Genomic DNA, 26959 nt, shown 5'->3' on the forward strand with positions numbered 1-26959 from the left:
GGCAAGATCTCACGGCGGGTGCGCCAGCCCACGACCGTCTGTCGAGGGGTCGGGTCAATTCGTCACACCCGCAGGAGCCCGCCGTGATCGCATATGTCGCCAAACGCGTGGCGTCGTGGGCGGTGCTCGTCTTCATCGCGACCAATCTCGCGTTCTTCTTGGCGACGGCGTTCCTCGACCCACGCTCCAACTATGCGGCCCGCCGCCCACCGCTTCCCGAGCAAGTCGTCGACACGACGCTCAGTTCCTACAATCTCAACGACAAGACGCCGCTCTTCGAAAGATGGTGGAACTGGTTGTCGGGCATACTTTTCCATTGGGATTGGGGTTCGACGCCGGTTGGCGTCAGCGTGAACGACCAGGTGTCATTCCGAATCTGGTCATCGGTGCAGCTAGTTGCCGGTGCGACCGTGATCGCGACGGTCTTGGGTATCGCGCTGGGCGTCTACACCGCATTGCGGCAGTACAAATTGGCAGACCGCGCATGGCAATTCGTCTCCATCGTGATGATCAATGTGCCGGTTGCCGTTGCCGGCCTGGCCGTCGTGCTGATCGGCATCGCGATCAACCAACAAGCCGGCGACACGATTTTCTACGTCTCGGGCTCGTCGAGTATCGATGTGCATGGCTTCTGGCCGACGTTGCGTGATCGCATCGCTCACCTCGTGTTGCCGACGATCACGCTCGTTGTCGTGCAGTACGCGTCACTGCATTTCTTGCAGCGAACATTGTTGTTGGACAACATTAATGCCGACTTTGTCCGGACTGCTCGCGCCAAGGGACTCACTCGGGGCAAAGCCGTGCGGCGTCACGCGTTGCGCACCGCGATCATTCCGGTGGCCGTCGGTGTCGCGTTCGCGGTGCCCGCGGTCTTTACCGGCGCGGTCATCACCGAGACGATTTTCGGCTGGGAGGGGATGGGGCGTTACTTCGTCACGTCGATCGGTAACAACGACGTCTACGGGGCGGTGGCGGTGGCCGCCTTCGGGGCGGTCGCGACCGCGGTCGGAGCGATTCTGGCCGATGTCGTCGTGGTGTATCTCGATCCGCGCGTTCGCATATCCAAAGGAGGTCTGTCGTAATGTCGGCACTTGACCTAACACCGGTGGCGACGCGTCCGTCGGGGCGGCTGCGGCTGTTCGCCCGCCGCTTCGCACGTAATCGTTCTGCCCTACTGGGTTTGGTCGTATTCGCCCTGCTGATGCTCTTCGCTCTTTTCGGCGGGCTATTCACCCAATACAGCTACACCGACACCGACTTTCTCGCGATCGGCTTTCCGCCTGGGAGCGGCCATTGGTTCGGCACCAATGACGCCGGGAACGACCTGTACGCGCAAGTGGTGCATGGGCTCGGTCGATCGTTGATCATCGGACTGTCCGTCGCGTTGGGAACCACCACGTTGGCCGCCGTAATCGGTTGCCTGGCTGCATACTTCGGCGGCTGGGTGCAGCGAGTCGTACTGGGCACCTGCTATCTACTGCTTGTGGTGCCGACCTTTCTGATCCTCGCCCTGATCTCGAACAAAACCGGCGGCGACTGGCGCTGGCTTATCGTGGTGCTCACCCTGACCGGCTGGATGATGCTGGCGCGCGTCATATTCTCGTTGGCCGAGTCGATCCGTAGTCGGGATTACGTCACTGCCGCAAGATATCTGGGTGAGTCGCCGTGGGTTATCGTGATCCGCCACATCATCCCGAATCTCGGCTCGCTTTTGGTGATCAACTTCGCGTTAGGTGTGGTCGCAACAGTGCTTGCCGAGACTGGACTTTCCTTCTTGGGGCTGGGCGTCAAGATCCCCGACGTCACTCTTGGCGCGCTGCTGCAGTCGGGCGCTGGAGCACTGGCGGCATCGCCGTGGCTGTTCTACTTTCCGGCCGGGGTATTGACCTTACTGACGGTCTCGATGACATTGCTGGCCGACGGACTACGAGATGCGTTGGACCCCAACGCCGCTCGGCGACCGCGCCGGCGACGAACCGACCGGACCGAGACGGAGGGCCAGGTATGACCCCCGTGCTGACTATCAGTGACCTACGCGTCGACTTCGACAGTGAAGCCGGAGCAGTCCAGGCGGTGCGAGGAGTCTCTCTTGACGTGGAGGCCGGCCGAACCCTGGCAATCGTCGGCGAATCCGGATCGGGGAAATCGGTAACCGCGATGTCGGTGATGGGATTATTGCCCGATGCCGCGCAGGTGTCAGGATCGGTCCGGTTGGCTGGTGAAGAGCTTCTAGGACGTAGCGACAAGGATTTGTCTCGTATTCGCGGACAACGGATTTCGATGATTTTCCAAGATCCGCTGTCGTCACTGACTCCGGTGTATACGGTCGGCGCGCAGTTGGTAGAGGCCGTACGGATTCATCAGTCGATATCCAAATCCGCGGCGTGGCAACGCGCACAGGAGCTACTCGATCTGGTCGGAATTCCCGATTCCGGTCGCCGCGCCCGGTCGTATCCGCACGAATTGTCCGGCGGTATGCGTCAGCGCGTGATGATCGCGATGGCCATCGCCAACGATCCCGAAGTGATCATCGCCGACGAGCCTACGACCGCGCTCGACGTCACCATTGCCGCGCAGATTCTGACGCTTCTGAAAACTGCCCAAATCGAAACTGGCGCAGCACTTGTGCTGATCACCCACGATCTTGGCGTCGTCGCCACAACGGCGGACGAGGTCGCCGTGATGTATGGCGGGCGGATCGTCGAGCGTGCCGGAGTTGACGACCTATTCGCGCGGCCACGTATGCCCTATACCGTCGGCCTGCTGGGGGCGATGCCGCGAGTGGATCTCCAAAACCTCGGCAGCGGTGAACCATTGACGCCGGTAGAAGGCACGCCGCCAATCTTGATCGACGTCGTGGACCGGTGCCAATTCGAGCCGCGTTGCCCTCTTGCCATCGACTCCTGTACCGCGGGCGAGCCGGCTCTGGCCCCGGTGGAGGAGGGGCATTTGGCGGCATGTGTCCGGTCGAACGAGATCGACGGCCAGGGGCTCATCGATGGCAGGCCGATTTTTCCGTCCGGCGACGAGTCGACCAAAACTGTTATGCCGGAACGGGTTAGCAAGGGCTTGCCCTCACCTGTCCTCGCGGTCAGCGGGCTGCGACGCGAGTTTCCGCTCACCTCGGGGCTGCTGAAAAGGCGGGTGGGCACCGTGGCCGCGGTGGCCGGCGTGAGTTTCGAGGTGAGGGCGGGCGAGACCTTTGCGATCGTCGGTGAGTCGGGCAGTGGAAAGACGACAACTCTGACCGAACTCGTTGATCTCGATCAGCCGGTTGGAGTGATGAGCCTCGACGGTATCGACCCCGCGACACTGACCGGAAGGGAGCGACGCGGTCTGCGTCGCAGCCTGGCGATGGTTTTCCAGGACCCCGCGCAGGCATTGGACCCGCGTTTCACCGCCTATGACATCATTGCTGAGCCCCTGCGCGCGTTGGGAATAAGCAAGGCGGAGACGTCACGTCGAGTCGGTGATCTGATGGCCAAGGTCGGGCTTGACGCGGCGCACGCTGACCGCTTTCCGACGGCATTCTCCGGTGGCCAGCGGCAGCGTATCGCGATAGCGCGCGCATTGGCGCTGGGACCGAAACTTGTCGTACTCGACGAGCCGCTGTCGGCGCTGGACGTCTCGGTGCAGGCGGGGGTGGTGAATCTGCTCGGGGACTTGCAACGCGAAACCGGCGTCGCATTCCTGTTGGTCGCGCACGATCTAGCTGTCGTCGCGCATATCGCCGATCGAATCGCGGTCATGTACCGTGGGCTATTCGTCGAAACCGGCACCGCTGCAGAAGTTTTCAGCACGCCATCGCATCCGTACACGCGAGCACTATTGTCGGCCGTGCCGGTACCTGACCCGGCGGCGCAGCGGGAACGCCGACCGATTCTGCTGCGGGGCGAAGTAGCCGGCGACGGAGATGCGGTGGAGGGGTGCTCATTTGCTGGGCGCTGTCCTTTGTTCGCGAAGCTCGGCCCCACGGAGCAGTCGCGGTGCCGGGATGAGGCGCCAGAACTTATGCTGGCCAACGGAAGTCACGCGTATGCCTGCCACTTCGCGGCTCACGAGTTAGCCGCTGATTTGGGTGGTACGGAACAGGAGGCTCCGGTATGAGAGCGCGGTGGCTGATCCTGGTCGTTGCACTGGCGACCAGTGCTGCACTCGTGGCAGGTTGTGGCGTCGACCTTAGTGGCGGCGGCAGCACCACGAGTACCGAGCCGCAGATGAATTTCCAGCCGAGGGAGAATGTGCGTGATGGCGGTAGCCTGACAACCGCGATCGATGAGGTGAGCCCGCAGTGGAATACTTTCCACGCCGACGGATCCGCCTACACGCAGACACTGTGGCGCTGGTACAACCCGATGTTGGCCTATTTCGCCCCGGACGGGGAGTACTCATTCAACCGTGACTATCTGACCGATGTGCAGACCGACCTGGTCGATGGCAACACGCGGGTGACCTACACGATCAATCCCAAGGCGCGGTACAACGATGGAACTCCCATCGATTGGCGGGCGTTCGTCAACACCTGGCTGACCAACCGCGGCGTCGACCCGAATTACGTAGTCAGCTCGTCGGACGGCTATAACCAGATCGCTTCGGTGACCCGAGGCGTCGACGACCGTCAGGCGGTAGTTCGTTTCAATGGCGTGTGGGCGTGGCCGAATGGCCTATTCAATATGCTGGTTCATCCGAAGGTGAATACGCCGGACTTGTTCAACAAGGCGTATCTGCAAGCGCCGCACAATGAATGGGGCGCGGGACCGTATATCGTGTCCTCCTACGACGTTCACGCTGGCATCGTCGTGTTCGCACGGAATCCCAAGTGGTGGGGCAAACCCGGCAAGCTAGATCGACGCGTGTTTCGGCAAATGGAGGACGTGGCTTCGATCAACGCGTTCAGTAACGGCGAATTGGACGCCATCGGCGTCTCAACAAAGGACAGTCGTGCGCGGGTGCTTACGATGCCCAAGGTCGATATCCGAACGTCTGCCACGCCGCAAAAGGCCTTGATGGTGGTCAATTTGGACGCGGACATTCTCGGCGATCGTCGTGTACGTGAGGCTCTATTACGCGGCGTCGATCGAGAGACGTTGGCGCGCATCAGATTTACCGGGCTGAACTATAGTGAGCCCTTGCCGGGGTCGCTGGTGATGTACCCGTTCCAGCCGGGATACACCGACAACGTCACTCCTTCCATTACCTACGATCAGGTCAAAGCGCGGGCACTGCTCGATGAAGCCGGGTGGCGACCGGAAGACGGCGAGATTCGGCGCAAGGACGGCAAGGAACTGAAGCTGACGCTCCCGCTACTCGGCGATTCTCCGGTGATCACGAATGTCGCTCGGGCACTGCAGGCGATGCTCAAGCAGATCGGCATTAATCTGGATCTCGTCGTACGCCCCAGCTCCGACTTCTCAAGAGTGATTATCAACAAGGAGTTTGACGTCTTTCTGATGGGCTTTTCCTCCGGCGATCCCTACGGCATGGCCTATTTCTGCCAGGTGTGGTGTAAGGGGTCCCAGCTGAATAAGGCTGGAGCCGGATCGACTGAGCTTGATGCGGAGATTGCCCGAGTCGCCGCGATAGCGGATCCGGCTGAACAGATCAAGGCTGGCAACCTATTGGAGCGCAAGGCTTTCGCGCAATACTCGGATCTCCCGCTATTCAATGGACCGCAGATGGTTGCGGTGAAACACGGCCTCGCCAACTATGGCGCTGGATTGTTTTACGTCGGCCCGGTCGAAGACGTCGGCTGGCAGAAGTAGCCTCATCGGCTGCGGCTCAGCGTCAGATACGACTCATGCCATAGCCATTCCAACGGCCCACGATCGAAGCGTCGCATCCACAGTCGAGCAAAGACCATCATCGCCACGCTGATCGTGATGAAGACCCCGATCGTCGCGGGCACAACGATGTCTGGCCCCAGGTGCGCCGAAAGTCCGAGGCCCCAGCCGTAGCAGATGGCGCCGGCTAGAATGTTCTGTGCCACATAGCAACTCAGGGCCATGCGGCCGACTGGGGCGAGGGCCTGCCCGATAGCACCCGGCGTGCGGGCGTCGGCGTAGAAGTGGGCGACTGCGGCCAGGATGCCGAGCGAGACGATCGGAGCGAATCCGTAGCGACCCAGCACGAGACCCGCATCGCCACCGAAGAGGCCGACGATGAAGTCGAGTGGCAGCGCGACGCCGAATCCGAGGTACATCAATTTCCGACGGAGGCTAGCCGCGTCTGGGGTGAGGATGCCCCGGCGATAGAGGGCAGCGCCGACGAGAAACAATGCGACCGACATCGGCAGAATGAACACCATCTCGAACCGGAACATGACGAAGTTCTGTGCCCGGAACGCGACCAGATCGAGGAAGCCGCCATCGGCATAAGGATTGGGCGACAACGGTTTTGGATCGGATGTAGTTGCGGTGCGCTCGAGTAGCCACAGCCCGACCGCTGCCAAGGTAAGCAATACCACGTGCACACCCACTGCGATGACGGCCGCGACACGTTGACGTCGAATCCGCCAAGACAGCAGGTAGGCGACGACCAGGCCGGTGATCGCGTAGCCCATCAGGACATCGAACTCGGCGAAGAAGAAGTAGTTGAGCAGGCCGTCGAGGAAGAGCAGCCCCGCCCGCCACGGGTAGCGGCCTGGCCAGCGGCCCCCGCGACGGTGCGCCGAGATCTGCTGGATGGCGAGCCCGATGCCGAACATCAAGGTGAGCAATCCGAGGAACTTACCTTGTACGAGCTGCTTGAGAATGTCTTCGGCAATCCCCCAACTGCCGATCGCATGGCCGGTCCCATTGAGGTAGCCGACCAGGCCTTCGGCATTGGTAAAAATCCAGATGTTGGTGCCCAGGGTGCCGAGGATCGCGATACCGCGAAGCACGTCCAGACTCGCATACCGCGCGCGCGAACGTGGGGCGGCAGCGACGGCGGATGTATCGGTCGAAGTCGTCGGGGCCACGAGCAGTCCTCCATCCCTAGATTTGATAGCACAGTTGTGCCGACAACGTAAGTTAGCACAGCTGGGCTACCATAGCTAGGTGCCAAAGCTGATTGACCACGATGAGCGCCGTGCTCAGATCGGCGAGGCGTTGTGGCGCATCGTCCTGCGTGATGGTGTCGGCGGTGTTTCGATCCGAGAAGTCGCCGCCGAGGCAGGCATTTCCGCCGGCTCGCTCCGCCACGTCTTCGCCACCAAGGACGAGTTGCTGCTGTTCTCGATGCAGCTCGTCTATCACCGGGCTGCGACGCGTATCGCCGGGCACGTCGAGATCGACGACCCGGTCGAGCATGGGGTCGCGGTGCTGTCGGAGGTCCTGCCCTTCGACGACGAGCGTCGAGTCGAGATGCACGTCAACATGGCACTGATCGCCGAGTCGGGTACGCGCCCGACGCTGCGCGCAGAAGCAGTGCGTGCCCACGATGGGCTGCGTCAGTTGTGCCGCAACGTGATCGGGCGCCTGCGGGACTACGGACTCGTCGCCGAGCGGCGTGACGTCGAGGGTGAGGCGATGCGCCTGCATGCGCTGATCGACGGCGCCGCAATGCATTTGGTGCTTGGTGACAATGATCCGCCCGAGGCGGTGCAACGGATGCTGACGTTGTATTTGGAAGACCTGGCCTGAAGACGACCTGGCCTAGATGTGAACCGCCGGACCGACTTTCAGGCTGAACCCCGGCAGTTCGCCGAGGGGAATCGACAATTCGAAGGTGCGGTCGTAGCCGGTGGAGCTGATGCGCCAGCCGTCATCGGTGCGGCGGTAGGTGTCGGCGTAGAAGGCCGCGCCGACGAGCATGAAGTTCAGCTCAGCGACGATCACCTTGTCCTGTAAATACCAACGGCCGCTGGCGATGTTGCCGTCCACCTCGATCTCCGGATGGGCCACGCGGTGTTCACTGATCAGACTCGGGCCCATATTCTTGCGCATGAACGCGACTATCTCGTCGCGGCTCTTCAGATCGAGTTCGCCATAACTGCCGGTCGCGTCGACAGTCAACGTATCGGCGAAGGTATCCCAGTCTTTGGTGTCCAACGCCCGCAAGTAGCGGTACTTGGTGGCTTTGATCGCCGCGAGATCGTCAGCGTGCGAATCGGTCACTTCGAAGGCGCTTCCTTCTTACGAGTGCCGGGCAGGACGCCGGCATTGATCACGGCTTTCACATAAGGTCTTGTGCGGCTGATGATTTCAGCAGCCTCCGGTGCGGTCCAGCCCGCGCCGGTAGCGTCGTCGGTGCGGCGCTCGACGGCCTGGTAGAGCTGGAAGCCGGCATCGGTTAGCCGATGTTCGGTTTCCGTTCGCGTAGCCAGTCCGCGATCCACCAGACGGTCGATCGATGCTTGCCAGTCGTCTTCGGTCCAGCCGCGACTGATGAGAAAGAACTTGTGTCCCAACGCCCTTCGTGTGACGGTCGGGTCGGGCAGTTCTGCTTCGTGAAGGGCAGCGGCGTCGATGCCATTGAGGTCATAGAGGACGAGTGCCGCGATATGGTGATCGCCGCGCCACTCTCTAAGTACCGACAAATGTCGCCACAGCGCGAGATGGGGTGCATCCGGGATCGGTGTCGCGGCCCATGCGGCGGCGAGTGGACGTCCGCTCAGCGGAAGCTCGGCGACCTGCGCGCCGTACCACGCGACGAGTTTGGCAAGCTCTGTGTCGTTGATCAGATCACCCAGGATCTCGCGGTAGAGCGCATCGAGCATCTCTTCGCGACGCGCCATGACGCGTTCGAGCCCGGCTTCGCGGGCCGCCGCCCACGACGTCGAAATCATCTGCGGCGCAAAGTTGTAGAAAGTTGCGGCGACCACCGACGGCGAACATTCGCCGAGGACACCACCGCGAGCACCGACGTAGAACGCATGCGCGTCCAGGCCCGTATCGCGTTGGGCATCACCGAGACCGGGGTTGAAATATGCCAGTACGTGATAGGGCTCGAGTGTTTCGTACGCGCTGCGGGCGATGGCTGCTGGGGAGAGCGCCCCCGCGTCGGGTGAGGTCATACGTCAACGTTTGTCACGAACGCCGACGACTGTCAACCTTTCCGGAGTTTTCACCGGTAGGTGAGCTGGTGTCGTCGGAGCCCGAACCGCCAGGTTCGGATGCGGGCAGTTTCGGAGTGGGATCGATATCGGCTTCCTTGGGGGCCGTCGACCGAAATGAGGTGTCGGAGAACAGCTCCGCCAGCCGCGAGCCCTCGCCGGCATCCTCGCGGCCTCGCCGCCACCCGCCTTTCATCGGCGGCTCTTCGGCGAAGTGGTCGGCGTCGACCGATCCATACCACGCGACCAGAACCGCACCGATAAACGCACCTATGAAGCCGACGACGGCAAGCCACGCGAATCCCGGCTCGGCGGTATCGCCGAGGAAAACGACGCCGACCAGGCTTGGTCCAGCCGTCTCACCGACGACCAGCACGGCCGTCACGCCGTTGACCGCGCCAAGTTGCAAGGCGACTGTTTGAACATAGAAGCCGACCGCGCCCGCAATGGCGATCGTCCATGCCGCCGGGTCCAGGAGCAGCGCCCCGACGTCGAGCGGATGAACGCCGTTGAGAACTCGCACCGCGATCGCGATGACGCCGAACAACAGCCCCGATGCCGCACCGCCGACGATCGCGCCGCGAGTGCCGAGACGGTAGACGGCCCAGAGCGCGAGCGCGCATACCGCGATGGTGGCGAGAAAGAGTCCCCAGTGGAAGCTGATTTCCTCGCCGCCGCCAGTTGAATGTGATGACGACGCGCCCAGCAGACATAGCGACACGATGACCATTCCGATCGCGATCCAGTCGCGACCGTGCAACACGATGCCAAGTAGGACGGTGCCGAGTAGGGCAGTGACGACCAAATTGGCCGAGACGATCGTCTGCGAAAGGAACAACGGCAGGAACCGCGCGGCGATCGCGCCACCGGCGAAACCGACGACAACCATCATTGTGCCGAGCACAAAAGAGGGGTCTAGGAAAGTGGAAACGGTCGATTGGACCGATGGCCCGCCGGTGGCAGTCACCTGATCGGTGCGGCCCTGTTCACGAGCTTCCTGCGCGGTACGCCGAGCGCCGAGGGCACGAAGCACCGTCGACATTCCGTACGCGACTGCGGCCAGGCTGGCTGCGATCACGCCGATTACGAACATAGGCGCTTAACCTCCCCAAATCTCGACGTGGGCGCGTCCGTGCACAGGACAACAGTAGTTATTGTCAACCAGGTCGCGAAACTGGATATTCCCGTCGAAGTCTGATTCTTCGCTGATTCCAAGGCGGCGTTACACTCCCTGCGATGCATACTTCCGCGGGAAAACACGTCCTCATCACCTTCGCGCGCTCGTTTCTGACACTGGAGTTGTCGCGGCTGATGGCCGCCGCCGGACATCGAGTCACCGTCGTAGACAGTATTGCCGTCACGGTGAGCCGCTACTCCAACTCGACGTCGAAGTTCGTGCGAGTGCCACCGCCGAAGTTTGAACCACAGGCGTACTGCCGAAAACTCTCGCAGATTGTCGTCGAGGAAGGGATCGACCTGGTCATTCCCATCCACGAGGAGACGGACATCCTCTCGATGATGGTGGGCCTGTTCGACCCGTCCGTCAAGTTGTTTTTGACTGACTTCGCCACCCTCGACATGCTGCACAACAAGGTCACTTTCCAGCAGAAACTCGCTGAAATGGAATTGCCGACGTTGCGTTTCGCGTCAGTCAGCAATGATGCCGAGCTCGCCGCGGTGGACTTCGGGACGCCGTTCGCGCTCAAGCAGTCCTACTCGCGGGGCTCGCAGAACATCTACAAGGTGATTCCCGGTCAGCCGTTGCCAAGTCCGCTCTACGAGGAGGGCAACGAGTGGCTAGCGCAGGAGTGGACGTCGGGCACGAGTTACTGCACCTACTCGATCTGCCACGAGGGCAAGATCTATGCCCACGCGACCTACCCGGTCCGGTATGCCATCGACGGAAAATCCTGTCTCACCTTCGAACAGGTCAAACACCCCGGGATCTTCGACTGGGTCACCAAGATCGTCGCTGAGACCAACTTCACCGGCCAGATTGGGTTCGATTTCATCGACAACCCGGAGACCGGCCTGCGCTGCATCGAATGCAACCCGCGCGCGACGAGCGGCATCATGATGTTCCGCGAACACAACGGCGTCGATCGCGCGTTCTTCGGCACCAATGTCGATGCCGAGGGCGAAGTGCAACTGATCGAGCCGGATGACGATGTCGACAAGATGATCGGCGTCGGGATGCTGCTCTACGGCTGGCGCAAAGAAGCGTTCCCGAACAACTCGATGCGCGGATTCGGCAAGGAGTTTCGTCGGGCGCAGGACGTCATTACCCGCAAAGGTGACGAGCGCCCCGCACTGATGCTCGTGCCGTCCTACGCGGCGATCCTGCGTACGTGCATCAAATACAAAGTCGGCCTTGCCGAAGCGTTCATGCACGACCACGAGTGGGACGGGCACAAAGTCTGAGCTTTCAGGACGCAGTTCCCTCCGTTGGTCGAGTGCGGCGGTGCGAGGGAGACGCAACCCCCTGCCGTTGGTCGAGTGCGGCGGTGCGAAGCGAGACGCACCTTCCTCCGTTGGTCGAGTGCCGTCGTGCGAGCTTGCGAGCCCGTCGGTGTATCGAGACCCCGCAAGCCGAATGCTCAACCCGGCCAATGGAATACACCCAACATTCCTGAAAACCGCACCGCACGACGACACCGAGGGCACAGTGCCCCCGGCCACGCCGTACGGTGCAGTTTTCAGGGACTGACGCTTACCGACGGAACGTCGTCGAATACGCAGCACGACTCGGTTCCGACGCACCAACCTCGAATGCGTTGAGTGTTACCGATGCAGCGGTGATGTCCAGCGTCATGAATCCGCGGTGGGTGTAATTCTCATACCGCGCTCGGTTCATCTTGGTCGACCGTGAATGCACAGTCTTCGACGCTGCGCCGCAGACGATTTGGCGAGTGCCTTTGAGTGCCGGTGTTGGGTCGAAAACTTGTTGACTGTGGTCATGCCCGGACATCAAGAATTGTGCCCGCCCGGCGACGTGCCGCTCGACAAAGCCTTTCAGCGCAACACCATTGAGTGGCGCGGGCAAACCGTCGTATGCGCCGGCGGGTCCGTGCGGGCCGTTGTTCAGATACGGATGATGTGTGCACACAAACTTCCACGGAGCCTTCGAGGATCGCAATCCATTGTCGAGCCATCGTGCCTGCCGCGTCATATACGACCCGCCCGGCTCCCAATACGGCGAGAGGAAGGGCGGAATGTAGGCGGCAAGAGGATTGAGGTCGAGGACAAAGAATTCCGCGACACCGAGTGATACCGAATAGAACCGCGACGGCATGTACCAGCGTCGCGAGCGTTGGTGATACGCGACTTCGGTGTCGCCGCGCAGTAGCCAACCACCGTCGCCGGGGAATATCGCGGTGTTGTCGTGATTGCCGAGCGCCATGAGCCAGGGAAAGTCGAGGCCTGCGTTCGGCTTCTCGAATTTGGCATGGAACTGAGCGTCGTCCGGTCCGTTCGGGCCGCTTTCATAGATGTTGTCACCCAGACCGACTGCGATATCAAAAGGGTTGTGCCCGTGAATCTTTCGCGCCAGACTTGTGACGGCGTACTGTGGGGCCGCGCCGGTTCCCGCATCACCGGTGACGAGTACGCGCAGCGTCTCCGACGTACGGGAAGGAAGGGGGAAGCGTCCCGCGGCTGTTGCCGCGCCGGTGCCGGCGATTACCGCCGCGCCTGCGGTGGCCGCCGCTGCACCGGCCAGGAAGCGCCTACGGTCGATTGTCGATGGGGCAGAAGATGGAGCGGGGCTGTCCGAATCGCGATTCACGGGACTACTGTGCCATGACTGTCTTATTCGCGCAGGTTTATGATCAGCCAATTGTGTATTCGATAGAATTACCTGGAATCGCGTCGATAAGTTCACGCGTATAGGCGGACTTCGGTTGGTTGTATACCTGGTCCGTCGGGCCGGAGTCGACTACCTTGCCGCGTGACATCACCACGGTCTGGTGCGCGATCTGCTTCACCACTGCCAGATCGTGTGTGATGAACAGGTAGGTGAGGCCGAGGTCGCGCTGCAGATTCTCCAGAAGGGTGAGAATTTGAGCCTGCACCAGTACGTCGAGAGCAGAAACGGCCTCATCGAGAACTACGACTTCGGGGTTGAGTGCCAACGCTCGCGCGATCGCTACGCGCTGCCGTTGGCCGCCGGACAGTTCGTTGGGGTAGCGGTGCATCGTGTTCGCGGGAAGCGCAACCATCTCTAGCAGCTCGCGCACCCGTGCGACGCGCTGGCCTTTGTCTCCGACGCTGTGTACCGCAAGAGGTTCGGATACCGCTCGGTAGACCGAGTACATCGGATCCAGTGAGCCGTAAGGGTTTTGGAATACCGGTTGTACGCGGCGTCGGAACTGTTTCGCGTCGGCGCCCCTTAATGTGGAAACGTCGACACCGTCGAATTCGACTGTGCCACTGGTAGGTTCGAGCAGTCCGAGGACCATCTGCGCCACAGTGGATTTACCGGAACCTGATTCGCCGACCACGGCCGTCGTGGTTCCGCGCAACATGGTGAAGCTGACGTCGTCGACGGCGCGAAAGTCGCTGCTCTGAAAGGGTATTGAGCCGCGGATGGGGAAGTCTTTGACAAGGTGCGATGCTACGACAACCTGTGCGGGCGAGTCAGTCGCTGCTGCGTCGTCCGGCAGCGGTTCGGTCACCTTGGTGAGGTTTGGTGCGTCGGTGTGCCGAACCGCGAGAGACGGCGCCGCGTTCACTAGTCGTTTGGTGTAGGCATGCCGTGGATCACGCATAATCTCAAGTGCCGGACCGGATTCAACGACACGACCCTTGTACATCACCACCAGGTGGCTCGCGCGTTCGGCCGCCAGCCCCAGATCGTGAGTGATGAGCAGGACGGCAGTGCCCAGCTCAGCGGTCAGCGAGTCGAGGTGATCGAGGATCTGCCGCTGCACGGTGACATCCAACGCCGACGTCGGCTCGTCGGCGATCAACAGCTTTGGCCGGCAGGCTAGGCCAATGGCGATTAAGGCGCGTTGCTTCATTCCGCCGGAGAACTCGTGCGGGTACTGGTTGACCCGCTTATCCGGGTCGCGCATGCCTGCTTCGGCCAACAGCTCGACCGCTCTCTTGCGCGCGTCGCCCTTCTCGGCACCGTTTGCTTTCAGCGTCTCGCGAACCTGAAAACCTACCCGCCACAATGGGTTCAGGTTGGTATTGGGGTCCTGTGGCACCAGGCCGATGCCGTCGCCGCGGATCTTTCGAAACTCCTTTTCGGTGGCTTTCGACAGGTCCTGGCCGTCGAACAGAATCTGTCCGCCAGCGACCTTTCCGGTGCCTTGCAACAGGCCCATCACCGCCGCAGCGGTAGTGGACTTGCCTGATCCCGACTCGCCGACGATGGCTACCGTCTGGCCGGGATAGACGGTGAGATTCGCACCCCGCACCGCGGGTACCGCCTTGCCCTGGACAGTGAATTCGACTAGCAGATCCCGGATTTCAAGTAGAGGCGCTACGTCCTCCGTACGCTTGTCGGACATCAGCGGGTCCTCGCCTTCGGGTCGAGCGCATCGCTTAGGACGTCGCCGAGCATCATGAATGTGAGCACAGTGATCGCTAGTGCGGTCGCGGGAAAGAACAGGATCGGGGTGCCCTCGCGCAGGAGCTGTTGTCCGTCGGCGATGTCCATACCCCACGAGACTTCGCTCGCGGGTAAGCCGATCCCGAGGTAGGACAGAGTGGCCTCGGTGACGATGTAAATGCCAAGGCCCACGGTCGCGACGACGATGACTGGCCCGAGACAGTTCGGTATCACATGGGTGAAGAGTGTTCGAAACTTGGAGGCGCCCAACGACTTCGACGCCGTGATGTATTCCTCGTTGCGGACTGAGATCGCGGCCGAACGCGCGATGCGAGCGAGTTGTGGCCAACTGAAGATCGTGAGGACCAGCACCACCGAGTAGACGGTGCGTGAGGTGACCATCTGCATCACCACCACGGCGGCCAACATGAGCGGAATGCCGAAGAAGATATCCGAGACGCGTGCGATCAGGGAGTCGAGCCGACCACCGTAGTATCCTGCTGCCGCGCCGAGCAGTCCGCCGATCACCACGACGGCGAGTGTCGTGAGTACGCCGACCAATACTGATGCGCGGGCACCGTAAATGGTGCGGGCGTAGATGTCGTGGCCCTGCAGATCGGTGCCGAACCAATAGGTGGAACTCGGCGGGAGCAAGGATCGATCGAGGGAGGCGGCGTGCGGGTCCTTGCCGAAGGCGAAGAGGGACGGGAAGAGGACGACCAGCACGATGATCGTGAGCATCGCGACGCAGACCCAGAACAACGGTTTCGATCGCAGCTGCAACCATGCCGTCATCCAGAAGCCGGCCGGCTGGACATCTTGATCGACCGCGTCGATCGCTCCGACTGTCACGTCCTCGGGGTCGGCGACAAATCGTTCCTGACCGGGATAGGTGTGATTCTCAGGCATGGCGAATCCTCGGGTCGAGGGCGGCGTACAACAGGTCGACCACCACATTGCAGAGCAGGTAGATCAGAATCAGGACGGTGACGAAGGAGACGACCGTGGTCGCCTCGCCGCGGATGATCGCCTGGTAGATGGTGCCGCCGACGCCGGGGATGTTGAAGATGCCCTCGGTGACCAGCGCGCCGCCCATGAGCGCGCCGATGTCGGCGCCCAGGAAGGTCACCACCGGGATCAGTGAGTTCCGCAGTACGTGCACGGTGACTACTCGCGGGCGGGACAAACCTTTCGCCGTCGCGGTGCGCACATAGTCGGCGGACAGGTTCTGCGACACCTGCGAGCGGGTGAGGCGGACGACGTAGGCGAATGAGACCAGTCCGAGCACGATTCCGGGAAGAATCAGATGGTAGAAATCCAGATTGCCGCCGACGGTCACCGGGAACCAACCTAACTTGACGCCGAAGACGAATTGGGCGACGAAGCCGAGGACGAAGATCGGGATAGCGATGATTATCAGGGAGACGAACAGGATCGAGGTATCGAACCACTTTCCCTTGCGCATACCCGCGACTACACCGAATCCGACGCCGAGTATCGCTTCTACCGCTAGCGCGATCAGCGCCAGGTTCACTGTTACCGGGAAGGCGCGTTTCATCACATCCCAGACCGGTTGGCCGGAAAAGGAAGTGCCGAAATCTAATGAGAAGACGCCCTTGATGTAGTACCAGTACTGGACCAGGAATGGCTGGTCGAGGTGATACTGAGCGCGCAGCCCGTCCACTACTTCCGGTGGCAGGGTGCGGTCGCCGCCCAATGCGGCGATCGGGTCAGCCGGCACCAGGAATACCAGGGCGTAAATGAGCAGCGTGGCGCCGAAGAACACGATCACCGCCTGCCCGATTCGGCTGAGGATGTATCTCACCATCGCGCTACTCTTTCGTGAGGTTCGGGAAGTCGAAGAGGCCGTTCCAGCCGAGTGCGCCCTTGATGCCGTCACCCACGCCAGCGGCGCCGATGTAGTCCCAGAGTGGAATCCCGGGGAGGTCGCGAAGGAGCAGGGCTTGAGCCTGGTTCACGAGCCGGCTCGATTCAGCGGGGTCAACCGCCTGCTGGGCCTGGGCCATTTTGGCGTCGAATTCGGGGTTCTTGTAGACACTGTCGTTTGAGCCGCCATCGCTCAGGTATTGCGACTGCAAGAAGTTCATCAGCGAGGGGTAGTCGCCTTGCCAGCCGTTACGACCCGCTGACTTCAGCGTGTGCTTGGTCATCTCGTCGCGGATCTGTTTGAAGGTGGCGTAGGGCTTACCTTCGGCGTTGATTTTCAAAGTGTTCTTGATCTGAATCGCAACCGCGTCGACCCATTGTTTGTGGTCGCCGTCGGAGTTGTAGGCGATCCCGAAGGTTCCGCCCCACGGTCGAATGGCGTTGGCCTGCGCCCATTTCTGACGTGCCATGTCGGGGTTGTACTTCACGTTTTCGTTGCCTGGGATGTTCCCGTCCCAGCCGGGAACCGATCGCGCGGTGAAGTCGAGCGATGGATTGCGGAGTCCGCGGAACACGACGTCGATGATCTGCTGCCGGTTGATCGACATCGAAATCGCTTGTCGCCGTAGACGTCCCTCGTCGTCATCCTGGAAATGATCGAGATACTCCGGAACCGCGAGCGCCAGCATTTGAGCCGTGGTCTGTGTGATTGCCTTGTCGCCGAGCGTCTTTCGGAACGAGCGCAAGGCGCTGTTCGGGATGGTGTCCAGCGCGTCGAGGTTGTTGGACAACAGGTCCGTGTAGGCCGAGTCGTAGGACTCGTACATGATGAACGCGATGCCGCCATTCTTCGGCTTGGCGCCTTTGTAATCGTCGTTGCGCACGACGTCGAGTTGTACGTTGTGCCGCCACTGTTTGAACTTGTATGGCCCGTTGCCCACTGGGTTCTGCCCGAACTTGTCTTTGCCTTCGACGAAGAAGATGTCGGGTAATGGTTTGAACGGGGTGAAGCCGAGGGACAGCTTGAAGTCGATATTGGGCGAGGTGAGATCGACGGTGAAGGTGTAGTCGTCGACCACCTTCAGTCCGCGCATCTGATTTGTGGTCGCGCCCTTCTCGGCCACGTCGTCGTAGCCGGCGATCGCGGAGAACAAGATCTGCTGTTTCTGTAGATTCTCGATCGAAGCGCCGAAGTTCCACGCCCGCACGTAGTTTGACGCTTTCACGGGGGTGCCGTCGGTGAATGTCCAATCGCGCTTGAGCTTGACGACGAAGTGCTGATTGTCGGTGGTCTCAACGGATTCGGCGTTCGCGAGTTCGGGCGTACCGTCGGCGCGATAGATGTAGAGCCCGGTGAACAGGGAGTCGACAACGCGTCCGCCCATATTCTCGTTGGTATCCGTCGGCAACAGCCCGCTTTGGGGTTCGCCGGCGTTTACGCGAATTATCGCGTTGGGGCCGCTGCCATAGACGCCTTTGGCGCCCTCCATGCTGCAGCCCGCTAGTACCAGGCTCGACGTTGCCGCGATTGCGAGGATCGCTCGCGCTGCGGTCAGACGACTTCGTCTTCTCACCACTACCTCCGTGTGAGTCGGCCGTTCGGCCGGCTTCAGTGGACTAGGCACAGCGGTTTTGCCGTCGTGTCCTACTCACCTCTTGTGTTCCCCCAGCCCCGATAAGTTCGCCATCATGGTCAGGCGATGTCGAATCGTGGCTCAAGTGCCCTACTTTCTCACACTCTTTAGCCATGCGTGCGACAAGACGCATGAATGCCCAGTTTGTGGTGTTTGCGTGGCGTTAGCTTTGATTCAACGCGACGGCCGCTTTGACCAGGGCGGCGAAGGCGTCGGCGTCGAGGGTGTCGCCCTCTTTGATGTCGACCGCGCGCCGCGTGCCCGCGGTGAGGCTGGCGTTGAAGACCTTGGCGGGGTCGGGGAGCGATGCGCCCTGCGCGAAGGTGACTTTAATCTTGTCTTTATAGGTTTCCAGCGTGCAGACGAGACCGTCGAGCGAGAAGGTCGGCACGCCGTCGGGGTTAGAAGGCTTGCGCCACTTGACTTCTTCGCTGATGTCGGGCTCTGCCTGATTGATCAGTTCGCGGATCTCGGAGACGAGGGTTTCGCGCCAGTCGGTGCTCATGGGGTTACGGTACCCGGGGCGTGAGGAGGGCCTGCCGCGAATCCACCTCGTTTCTTCGGATTCACCTCGCCTGTTGCGTGAGGTGAATCCGGGCAGATGAGGTGGATCTTCTGCGGGCGGGCGTTAGGCGCCGTGTCGGTCGAGATATTCGACGACGGCTTTGCGAATCAGTTCGCCAGATCTGATCGACTCTCGCCCGGCCTGCCGGTCAAGTCGACTGCGGATCGACGCGGGCAACCGCACTGACGTGGTTGGGGTGTTGCCGCCGGGAGTCTTGCGGCCAACCTGGCGGCCGTCGCGCAGCCGAATACCGGCGCCCGCGCCCACCTCTGGTGCGCCAACAGGAGTGATTGACTCGTGCTCGAATTCGTCGGCCATCGCCGCATAGTCTTCGGTTGAACGTCGCGTCGTCATGACTTCCCCTATCGGCGTTGCTTCGGGGCGATATTCGCTAGGTCGATTAAGGCCGTGATACCCGCGTCGCGAACCGTGCTCATGCGAAGCAACATCGCGTGAAACACGAGAACGGCTGTGCCGGCGATGGTTTCGGCGATCACGTCGACTAGCGGCGCGTCTTCGGAAAGCTGGCCGATGTACAACGTCGGCGTCGCATCGGTGAAGCGCCGAGAGGCTATCGGTACGCGTGGGTATGAAATCACGCTGCGGATCTCGTCGTCGCTAACGCGGTGTTTTCGAGCGTTTGCGATGAACTCGATCAGCGTGGCTAAGTGTACTGCACTTAGCGGGAACTGCAATGCAGTTAGAGGGTTTGGAATCGGCGAACCAGTCTGGGGCTGACCCTCCGAATGGAGTTGATGTCGGAATCGAAGGCGTGCAATCAATCTTCACGCATAGTGAAAGCCGTCTGGACGAAGCCGAAGCGCGGGTGGAACAGGGCTGGACTACCCCGAGCGACGGGGCGGGGGTAGTACGCGCCCAATGCGGCGAGGTTTGGGAGCTGCGTAAAACCGCTCTAGCTGCGGCGATACTGGAGCCGATGACGGGAATCGAACCCGCGTATTCAGCTTGGGAAGCTGATGTTCTGCCATTGAACTACATCGGCGTGCGAGCTAACTCGCCAGCAAAGCCTAGCAAACGCTCGTGCGACGACTGTTCCGACGTCGGGCAGAATCCCCTCAAACTTGGAGAAGCCACTCTCGCGACGGTAGCTTCTCCAAGTTTGAGGGGATTGAGGGGCCAGCGCTACAACTACGCCCCCTCACGCCGGGTTGGTGAACGACGCCAGGAATTCGGCCAGCATCTTCGCGGTCACCGACCGTGGAAGTGCTTGCACCGCAGCCACAATGGCCGGCATATCGAGTTCGCTGCTGCCCGCTCCGTGCGGGTCGACGCCCGCAGCCACCAGCGCTGCTGCGGTCGCCTCGCTCGGCAGCCCAAGTACGGCATCCACATCGAGCGAACCATTGGCCAACAGCTCGGCTAGATCTGCCAGCGCTTGCGGCGGGCTCTGTGGGGGTAAACCACGAACCTCGTCGGCAGCCTCGACAAAGACATCGACAAGCTCGTCGACGATTCGCTCGGTGACCGGAGTGATGGTCAAGTGGGTCGTCGGCGGCAGCACCGTGCCATCAGCCTGCGGGTACCGGGGCTGTACCTGCAGCGCGAATCCCCGCCGAGTCACGGCCTGCGACCATCGGTGCGTATCGACTACAGTCCCCGACGTCGGGTCACTAGCAACCGCAAACACCGGGCCAACCGGCTCCCCGACAACGCGCAGTCCGTCAATGCTCTCAACCGCCGAAATCAGCTGACGCGACGAATCAGCAACGCGCGCAACCAGATCACCGAACCCGTCTTCGCCCAGATACTCGATGATCGCCCACGACGCCGCCAGCCCTGCGACCGACCGCGACCCTAACAACGTCGGGTTGACCACCGGATAGCCCGGCCAGTCGGTCGTGGCGAAATACTGAGCACGATGCCGGTCCCGATCTGCGTGCAGCAGCAGCGATGCCCCCTTCGGCGTATAGCCGTACTTGTGTAGGTCCGCCGAAAGACTGCTCACCCCAGGCACGCGAAAGTCCCACGGTGCCAACGATTCATCCGGCCACCATGCGAGGGCGAAGCCGCCCAGACACGCATCGACATGCAGCGGCAGCTCCCGTTCCACCGCGAGCTGTCCCAACTCGACGATGGGATCCGCGGTGCCGGTCGGGTAATTCGGCGCCGACGCGACGATCAAGAACGTGTCGTCGCGCAAGGCTGAGGCAACGGCGTCGACCGTGACCGCGGTCGTCACCACATCCACCGGCACCCGAATGATCTGCACACCAAGCAGTTTCGCCGCCTTATCGAAGGCGGCATGCGCCGTTGACGGCACCACGATCGCCCCGGAACCAGCCACGACACCAGCATGATCACGAGCCGCCTTGACGGCGAGTACGCAACTTTCCGTCCCGCCCGACGTCACCGTACCGACGGTCTGATCGCCATGAAAGATTGTGCGGCCAAAGGCGATAACCTCACGTTCCATCGCGGCTACCGAGGTGAATACCGTGGGATCCAGGCCATTGACCGGCTGAACCAGCCGGGTAACCGCCGCGGCAAGGTCGTCGAGTTCGGTGAGCCCGGAGTCATACACATACGACAGCACCCGACCGCCGTGTGTCGGAGCATCGGCCTCTCGTAGCGCTTCGAGCCGTCCCAGGATGCGCGTAGCGCGCGAATCATCTGTCATCGGTTGTCTCCCAACGATTCCAAAGCGGTATCGGTCATTCGGCGCAGCACCACGAGCGTTACCAGGACAAGAGCTGCGGGCAGTACCGAGAATCCGATGACGATTCCCCACGCCGCAGTGTCCGGTTGAGCCACCGTCTCGTCGCCGCTCGACGAAATGAATCCGGTCGCGGCGAGCACCGCCAAGAATGCCGCGGGCCCAAGCGCCAAACCTACTGCCTCACATGCCGTCCACAATCCCGATATCGCCCCACCCTGGTCAGCACCCACTCGATCCGAACGTTCATCGATGATGTCGGGCAAGAGTGCGAGTGGGAAGATCTGCATCCCGGCGTACCCGGCGCCGGCAATGCAGATCGGCACATATACCCACGGTCCGTCCCACCAGCCAGCGCCGAGCAGAGCTAGCATAGCCACCGCGAAAATAACTGATGCCCAACGCAATGCGGCCAACTTCCCGATTCGTTGGCCGATGAAAGACCACACCGGCATCACCACGATCGCGGGTGCGACTAGCGCGACGAACAGCAGCGTGACCGCGCCGTCACGTTCGAGCACATACTTCGCCAGGTACGGTGCTCCGGCCAATGGAATCGCCGAGGCCAGCGCCTGAATCACATAGACGGACAATAGAATCGGGAATCGTCCGCCGTCGGTGACAGCGCTGAACGCAGCCCGGTATGAGCCGTGCGGAGACGTCTCGCGGTGCGGAATGGCCCTCCGCCAGGCGGCCCAGAGAGTCGCGAGAAGCATTCCGGCACTTATCAATAGGCCGACAGCCAGGCCCATCACGGCGTACCCGGGGGCGCCGCCAACCGCATCACGTATTGCCGGGCCACCAGCGCCGACCACCAGGATGGTCGCCGCGAGAACCGCGATACGACCGGACACCAGCCGGGTACGTTCGTGGTAATCGTCGGTCAGATCGGCGGGTAGCGCGATGTAGGGCACCTGAAAACAGCTGAACGCCACCGCGGTCAACGAGAAGGCGACTAGCACCCAGATCGCGGCGGCCCACGGCGGCCAAGCTGTCGGAGCCGAGAAGGTAAGTAGGAAAAGTGGCGCGATGGCCAAGGCGCCCAACAGCATAAGTCGCCGTCTGGTCCCTATCCGTTGCATATCGGCATCACTACGTGACCCGATAACCGGATTGAGCACCACGTCGATAATCTTCGGCAAGAGCACCACGAATGATGCGAGGATCGCGGTGACGGCCAGCGTGTCGGTCAGATAAAAGGCGAGTACCAACCCCGGAAGCACACCGAATCCGCCGGTGCCGACGCTTCCTGCGGCGTACCCGACGTAGGTAAGTCGTGAGATGTGCTGGGTGCCAGTGGAACTGGTCACCGCCGGTAAGCTTCCACACGTTCCCACATCCGGGTATAGGCCTCCGCCGCGCGGAAGAGATCACTCACCACGTCAGGACCATCTGGCCCCGCCTGGATGCGCAGGCTCTCGATCCAGTCGGGCAGCAACCCGTAATGCGCGGTACCGTCGGTATTCACATCGAAGTAGCGGGTTCCGGTGTGTTGCTTACCGATTCGACTGCCGCCGTCTGCGCTGACATACGGGTAGCGTACCGGCGAGGTCCGCGCCGACGGCCGCGGATGTGCCTGCTTCCCAAGCCCTCCCATGTCCGGGCCGAAGCCTAAACCGAAGTAGTACTTGGAACTGTGCTGTGCGCGAAGCACTTTCCACGCCGACAGAAAGTCCGGCGGCATATCACCATGCCGGCCGATCTCCCCGGGATCAGCCTGCGCGGGTGTTGCGAACAGCCCTACGATTCCACCATCGGCCAGAATTCGTCGATAGTTGGTCTTGTCAGTCCACGTATGCGACGACACGACGCCGGGATAGCCACGAGAACTGACCAGGTCGAGCACCCGAGTCGCGGACTTCACGCTGAGATGATCGACGTCGATCACCATATGTCGCTTGATGATTCCGGCAACGGTGTACTCGCCCAGTGAGGTGAGCCCTCGCACATTGCACTGGTTGCGCGGATAGCCGACGACGGGGTTGTCACGCTGTGCGGTACGGCAACGCTCGGTCTGCCACGGATGGCCGGTGGCGAGGACTTCGCCAGCATTGACCGCGACGCCGGTGGTGCCCTGATCGAATCGAGTGCCACCCAACGCGTTGTCGAACTTGTGGGTGAGGATAATCTGTCGAATCCCCATGGCGCTCAACTCGTTCAGGCTCCGGTCGATGGCAGCGGCAGAACACGAGCGACCGGTCTCCCGGCAACCGAACGGTTCGGATACCTCAATGCCAAGTGTCACGGCGACCTTGCCCGCCGCAATGACGCGTCGTGCGTCGGCGGCGGTCGAGACAATCCGCAAGAAGCCCTTGCCGGGTCCACCGGCTTGCGCATCGACGTAGCTCTGCAGGCCGAGCAGCATCCGGTGTTGAATGCGCACCGACTCCATCTCGTCACACGGCTGATCCCGCAGCGGATAGCGTTCGCAGAGAATGCGATTCTGAACGTAGTAGTTCTGAATCATGCGCAGGCCCGACCGCCAGGCTCGTTCGATCCATCGGTAGTACGTCTGCTGGTGAGTCAGTGAATCCCAACGGGGCCAACCAGAGAAGGACGGCCAGCCGGAGGTGTCATGCGGGCCTGGTCGGGACAGCACCATCTCACCGATCGCCGGGAGGCCGGCCGGCTGGTGGTCGGGGCAGTCACGTAGTGCCGCCACTATTCCGAGCGGGCTATACGGTGTGCCGCAGAGCAATTCGCCACCAAGGTACTGGCTGGCCATCAGGTGCGCATGTGAGTCGACGAAGCCGCGGAGATTGCCAGCACTATCGGTACCGGCAAACGGGGTCCCGGAAACATTCAGCTCGGCCTCCGGAAACGGCCGACAGCCAGTAGCAAAATCGATCCGGACACCGTTGTGGGACAAGGGTAGAGCCGACGATGTCAGTCGAAATCTGTTGCCGATGCGCCCGATCGACCAGACCGATCGCGACGACGGTGTGGACGAGGCCACGAAACCGCGCGAGGTATCGGCGTCGACGATTTTCCCGTCGGTGCGATACAGAAGGAATTGCCCCAGTGCGGCTGCCTTCGCCGTCAGGGGACCTGCGCCGATCTGATGTCCGGCGGCGTCGCTGAGTTTCAGACATCGCCCGGCCAAGTCGTATGCCGGCGACGCAAGCGGTGCGGCACTGGCCGTCGGAGCGTAGATGGCACCACAGACAACCCCGACGATCATCATCACGACGACGGGCAGCCGCCATCGGTACCCGAATCGCATCTGGGCAGTCTGCCATCTGAGGCCATTCGGCGGGCGGGTTTTGGTCACCGCGACCGAAACCAGGCAAAGCCGATGCCTCAAAAGCGGCGCAGCCGTTTGGTCTTCGCGTTAGGTGCGTTGCGATTTGCCGACTCGTCGTAATCTTCGGTCAGGCACATCGAGCGCAGCACATTGTGGAATACCACCAGGCCATAGATATTTGGTGCGCTGATGATTCCCGAACTGCGCGGCAACATATCTCCGGTGATATTCAGACCGGGAAACAGCAGATTGGCGGCTTGTGCCGCCGGATCTACTCCCGCGTTATCCCAGGCGACGATCAGCAGATGCGTCGAGATCGCGTAGGCGTAGTACGCCGCCGTGAGCGACTTGGTCACCGACAGATCTGACAACGACTTGGTCTTCGAGAAGTCGGCTCCATCGTGGTAGTTATGGGTCAATCCGATCGCGATATCCGACGGCGCGCCACCGACGTAGGGCACCAGGCTGAGGACGCTCGAGAGAATCGTCTCGGCGGTGTTGAAGTCCGCGGGGTCCGCCGGAATCATGTTGTGCGGCACCTTCGCCCGCTTCATGCCGTCCTGTAACTGCTGTGTCAGCCGCACGATCTGCTTATCTACCCTCGGGTCTTTGTTGAGGTAGCGCAGGTAGTTCGACGTCCGGGTCGCGATTCGGGACAACGGCAGCGTCCCGATCGATGGGCAATGGTCCGGATCAGCCAGCATCACCTGTCCGGCAAGGTCTTTCACGATTCCCGGTACGTCTCGGGTAAAGGTGAGATCTTTGATCGGCTTTCCCGCCTGGTCTTTCTCGGCCTTGGTGACCGAGACGATGCAGGAGTCGATCAGTTTGGCGGAGATTGCCTTGTAGAGCTGCGTCGCCGCAAAGATGCCCAGGAAGATCGGCAGGGTAACCAGTGTGCCGATGCTGATCGGACCGAACACCGTGCCGATCGGCGGCATGGTGCGCCGGGCGATGGTCAACGGCACGATCACCGTCACGTACAGATAGAGCCACGCCGTTTCCACTGCCTGAGCCAGCGTCAGATTTTCGACCGAGATCGCTTTGGTCGCTTGGCCTTCGCGCACATTGATCAACTGAGTGACGATCCACTGCGAGATGGGATCCCGATAGGTCAGGATCGGCGCTTTGTCATCGGCCCCGAGCTGCGCGGGATGGTTGGAGACCCACAGCGTCGACACCCGCATGGCCGCCATATCCTTGTGCGCCTTGGCTTTTAGGGCGGGTGCCTGATCGCGGGCCGCCTTCGGCAGATTAGGTACGAACGAATCGAATAGTGAGTCGTAAACCTTGCCCAGCGTCGCGAACTGAGATCCGACGCATTCTTTCGGAGCATCCTCCTGAGCCGACGGCGGCGCCGCGCTGGCGACACTAACGGTCCTATCGACCGCCGTGACAGCCAATGCCGCTGCTAGGACAACTGAGACAGAGATGACGAGCGCCCGCCGTATCGACGGCAGGCGGCGATTGGACCGCGGCATATGGTTTTCCCGACCTTATGAACTTTGCAGACGAACTACAGGGCTGGACAGTCACTGTCGTTCGGTACCTACCGGTATTAGACAGCATTGGTAACGATAAGGGCGCGGAATGGTTACAGCGACTCGAGGATTGTCGCGCGCCCAACTGTTCACTTCCCGCTCAACTTGTGGCAGTGTCGGCGAGTCCGTCCGCTAGGGTGGCTGGCGTGCTGCTCTCAGATCGCGATATTCGCGCCGAGATCGCCGCGGGTGCGCTGGCGATCGAACCCTACGACGCCGCTCTCGTCCAGCCGTCGAGCGTCGACGTTCGACTAGACGGGCTGTTTCGGGTGTTCAACAACACCCGGTACACCCATATCGACCCGGCGCAGCGTCAGGACGAGTTGACCTCACTCGTCGAGCCGGTCGCGGGTGAGCCGTTCGTGCTGCACCCCGGCGAATTCGTGCTCGGCTCCACCTTGGAGGTGTGCACGCTGCCCGATAATCTGGCCGGCCGCCTCGAGGGCAAGTCGTCGTTGGGTCGCCTCGGTCTGCTCACCCATTCGACGGCGGGTTTCATCGATCCGGGCTTCTCGGGACATATCACTTTGGAACTGTCCAACGTCGCGAACTTGCCCATCACCCTGTGGCCAGGGATGAAGATCGGTCAGTTATGCCTGATCCGACTGTCCTCGCCCGCGGAGCATCCGTACGGCAGCGACAGTGTCGGATCGAAATACCAGGGGCAACGTGGCCCGACGCCATCGAAGGCCTACCTGAACTTCACGCGTCCCGCCGCACCGCAGAGTTAACGGCAGTTGGCGTCGAAGCCAACTGCAACCTTGTGCGCCAAGAGCATTCACCGCTAGGCCATGTCGTCGCAGCCAAGATGACAGTCTGGGCGCGT

Annotated in this window: 23 protein-coding genes and 1 tRNA gene; 7 read left to right on the plus strand and 17 right to left on the minus strand. The window is 61.6% G+C overall.

Translation table 11 applies throughout. From position 1 onward, the window contains the following. Positions 1-83 precede the first annotated feature (83 nt). From GOEFS_RS02975 to GOEFS_RS02990, 4 genes are read left to right on the plus strand one after another with little or no spacing between them, the layout of a single operon-like run. A complete protein-coding gene (locus GOEFS_RS02975; protein ID WP_007316393.1) occupies positions 84-1082 on the plus strand; it encodes an ABC transporter permease in 999 nt (332 codons plus the stop codon). Continuing rightward, complete coding sequence (locus tag GOEFS_RS02980) at positions 1082-2008, plus strand: ABC transporter permease (RefSeq protein ID WP_007316394.1); 927 nt, start codon at positions 1082-1084, stop codon at positions 2006-2008. The genes GOEFS_RS02975 and GOEFS_RS02980 overlap by 1 nt, the downstream gene beginning before the upstream one ends. Then, on the plus strand, positions 2005-4107 hold the full coding sequence (locus GOEFS_RS02985) for a dipeptide ABC transporter ATP-binding protein (RefSeq protein ID WP_007316395.1): 2103 nt from the start codon (positions 2005-2007) through the stop codon (positions 4105-4107). The genes GOEFS_RS02980 and GOEFS_RS02985 overlap by 4 nt, the downstream gene beginning before the upstream one ends. Continuing rightward, on the plus strand, positions 4104-5762 hold the full coding sequence (locus GOEFS_RS02990; RefSeq protein ID WP_007316396.1) for an ABC transporter family substrate-binding protein: 1659 nt from the start codon (positions 4104-4106) through the stop codon (positions 5760-5762). Before GOEFS_RS02985 ends, GOEFS_RS02990 begins: the two co-directional genes overlap by 4 nt. Positions 5763-5764: 2 nt before the next feature. Here the strand turns inward: GOEFS_RS02990 and GOEFS_RS02995 are convergent, their stop codons facing one another. Further along, complete coding sequence (locus tag GOEFS_RS02995) at positions 5765-6958, minus strand: DUF418 domain-containing protein (RefSeq protein ID WP_007316397.1); 1194 nt, start codon at positions 6956-6958, stop codon at positions 5765-5767. A gap of 79 nt (positions 6959-7037) precedes the next feature. On the opposite strand from GOEFS_RS02995, the gene GOEFS_RS03000 reads away from it, so the two are divergent. Beyond that, a complete protein-coding gene (locus tag GOEFS_RS03000) occupies positions 7038-7622 on the plus strand; it encodes a TetR/AcrR family transcriptional regulator (RefSeq protein WP_007316398.1) in 585 nt (194 codons plus the stop codon). A 12-nt stretch (positions 7623-7634) separates the two neighbouring features. On the opposite strand, the gene GOEFS_RS03005 is transcribed toward GOEFS_RS03000, so the two are convergent. From GOEFS_RS03005 to GOEFS_RS03015, 3 genes are read right to left on the minus strand one after another with little or no spacing between them, the layout of a single operon-like run. Then, positions 7635-8096 (minus strand): nuclear transport factor 2 family protein, encoded by a 462-nt coding sequence (locus GOEFS_RS03005; RefSeq protein WP_007316399.1) that lies wholly within the window; start codon positions 8094-8096, stop codon positions 7635-7637. Beyond that, entirely contained in the window at positions 8093-8995 is a 903-nt protein-coding gene (locus GOEFS_RS03010) for an SCO6745 family protein (protein WP_007316400.1), read from the minus strand. The genes GOEFS_RS03005 and GOEFS_RS03010 overlap by 4 nt, the downstream gene beginning before the upstream one ends. A 13-nt stretch (positions 8996-9008) precedes the next feature. Further along, positions 9009-10127 carry a DMT family transporter gene (locus GOEFS_RS03015; RefSeq protein WP_007316401.1) on the minus strand — a complete coding sequence of 373 codons (1119 nt, stop codon included), beginning with the start codon at positions 10125-10127 and terminating at the stop codon, positions 9009-9011. Positions 10128-10270: 143 nt separating this feature from the next. Between GOEFS_RS03015 and GOEFS_RS03020 the strand changes: the two genes are divergently transcribed. Then, positions 10271-11455 carry an ATP-grasp domain-containing protein gene (locus tag GOEFS_RS03020; RefSeq protein ID WP_007316402.1) on the plus strand — a complete coding sequence of 395 codons (1185 nt, stop codon included), beginning with the start codon at positions 10271-10273 and terminating at the stop codon, positions 11453-11455. Positions 11456-11744: 289 nt separating this feature from the next. Here the strand turns inward: GOEFS_RS03020 and GOEFS_RS03025 are convergent, their stop codons facing one another. The 13 genes from GOEFS_RS03025 to GOEFS_RS03085 form a co-directional block, all read right to left on the minus strand. Continuing rightward, positions 11745-12818, minus strand: coding sequence for a metallophosphoesterase (locus GOEFS_RS03025; protein ID WP_007316403.1), 1074 nt, complete (start codon positions 12816-12818; stop codon positions 11745-11747). A gap of 43 nt (positions 12819-12861) precedes the next feature. Next, positions 12862-14547 carry a dipeptide ABC transporter ATP-binding protein gene (locus tag GOEFS_RS03030; RefSeq protein WP_007316404.1) on the minus strand — a complete coding sequence of 562 codons (1686 nt, stop codon included), beginning with the start codon at positions 14545-14547 and terminating at the stop codon, positions 12862-12864. Beyond that, on the minus strand, positions 14547-15497 hold the full coding sequence (locus tag GOEFS_RS03035) for an ABC transporter permease (protein WP_007316405.1): 951 nt from the start codon (positions 15495-15497) through the stop codon (positions 14547-14549). Before GOEFS_RS03035 ends, GOEFS_RS03030 begins: the two co-directional genes overlap by 1 nt. Further along, entirely contained in the window at positions 15490-16416 is a 927-nt protein-coding gene (locus tag GOEFS_RS03040) for an ABC transporter permease (RefSeq protein WP_007316406.1), read from the minus strand. Before GOEFS_RS03040 ends, GOEFS_RS03035 begins: the two co-directional genes overlap by 8 nt. Positions 16417-16420: 4 nt before the next feature. After that, positions 16421-18052, minus strand: coding sequence for a peptide ABC transporter substrate-binding protein (locus GOEFS_RS03045; RefSeq protein ID WP_050949750.1), 1632 nt, complete (start codon positions 18050-18052; stop codon positions 16421-16423). A gap of 220 nt (positions 18053-18272) precedes the next feature. Next, on the minus strand, positions 18273-18614 hold the full coding sequence (locus GOEFS_RS03050; protein ID WP_007316408.1) for a DUF1801 domain-containing protein: 342 nt from the start codon (positions 18612-18614) through the stop codon (positions 18273-18275). Positions 18615-18737: 123 nt separating this feature from the next. Continuing rightward, positions 18738-19028: a YlcI/YnfO family protein gene (locus GOEFS_RS03055; protein ID WP_007316409.1), complete on the minus strand. Its 291-nt coding sequence runs from the start codon at positions 19026-19028 to the stop codon at positions 18738-18740. An 8-nt stretch (positions 19029-19036) separates the two neighbouring features. After that, the gene (locus GOEFS_RS03060; protein WP_138917859.1) at positions 19037-19273 is read right to left on the minus strand and encodes a hypothetical protein; all 237 of its coding nucleotides are present in this window, start codon (positions 19271-19273) and stop codon (positions 19037-19039) included. A 330-nt stretch (positions 19274-19603) separates the two neighbouring features. Then, a tRNA-Gly gene (locus GOEFS_RS03065) sits at positions 19604-19677 on the minus strand. A 156-nt stretch (positions 19678-19833) separates the two neighbouring features. Then, positions 19834-21312: a pyridoxal phosphate-dependent decarboxylase family protein gene (locus tag GOEFS_RS03070; RefSeq protein WP_007316411.1), complete on the minus strand. Its 1479-nt coding sequence runs from the start codon at positions 21310-21312 to the stop codon at positions 19834-19836. Beyond that, the gene (locus tag GOEFS_RS03075; protein WP_007316412.1) at positions 21309-22658 is read right to left on the minus strand and encodes an MFS transporter; all 1350 of its coding nucleotides are present in this window, start codon (positions 22656-22658) and stop codon (positions 21309-21311) included. Before GOEFS_RS03075 ends, GOEFS_RS03070 begins: the two co-directional genes overlap by 4 nt. After that, entirely contained in the window at positions 22655-24571 is a 1917-nt protein-coding gene (locus GOEFS_RS03080; protein WP_007316413.1) for an amidohydrolase family protein, read from the minus strand. Before GOEFS_RS03080 ends, GOEFS_RS03075 begins: the two co-directional genes overlap by 4 nt. Before the next feature lie 77 nt (positions 24572-24648). After that, on the minus strand, positions 24649-26073 hold the full coding sequence (locus GOEFS_RS03085; RefSeq protein ID WP_007316414.1) for a hypothetical protein: 1425 nt from the start codon (positions 26071-26073) through the stop codon (positions 24649-24651). A gap of 206 nt (positions 26074-26279) precedes the next feature. Between GOEFS_RS03085 and dcd the strand changes: the two genes are divergently transcribed. Continuing rightward, positions 26280-26864 carry a dCTP deaminase gene (gene dcd, locus GOEFS_RS03090; protein ID WP_007316415.1) on the plus strand — a complete coding sequence of 195 codons (585 nt, stop codon included), beginning with the start codon at positions 26280-26282 and terminating at the stop codon, positions 26862-26864. Positions 26865-26959: the final 95 nt, after the last annotated feature.

Source organism: Gordonia effusa NBRC 100432 (assembly GCF_000241305.1).
GTDB classification, from domain to species: domain Bacteria; phylum Actinomycetota; class Actinomycetes; order Mycobacteriales; family Mycobacteriaceae; genus Gordonia; species Gordonia effusa.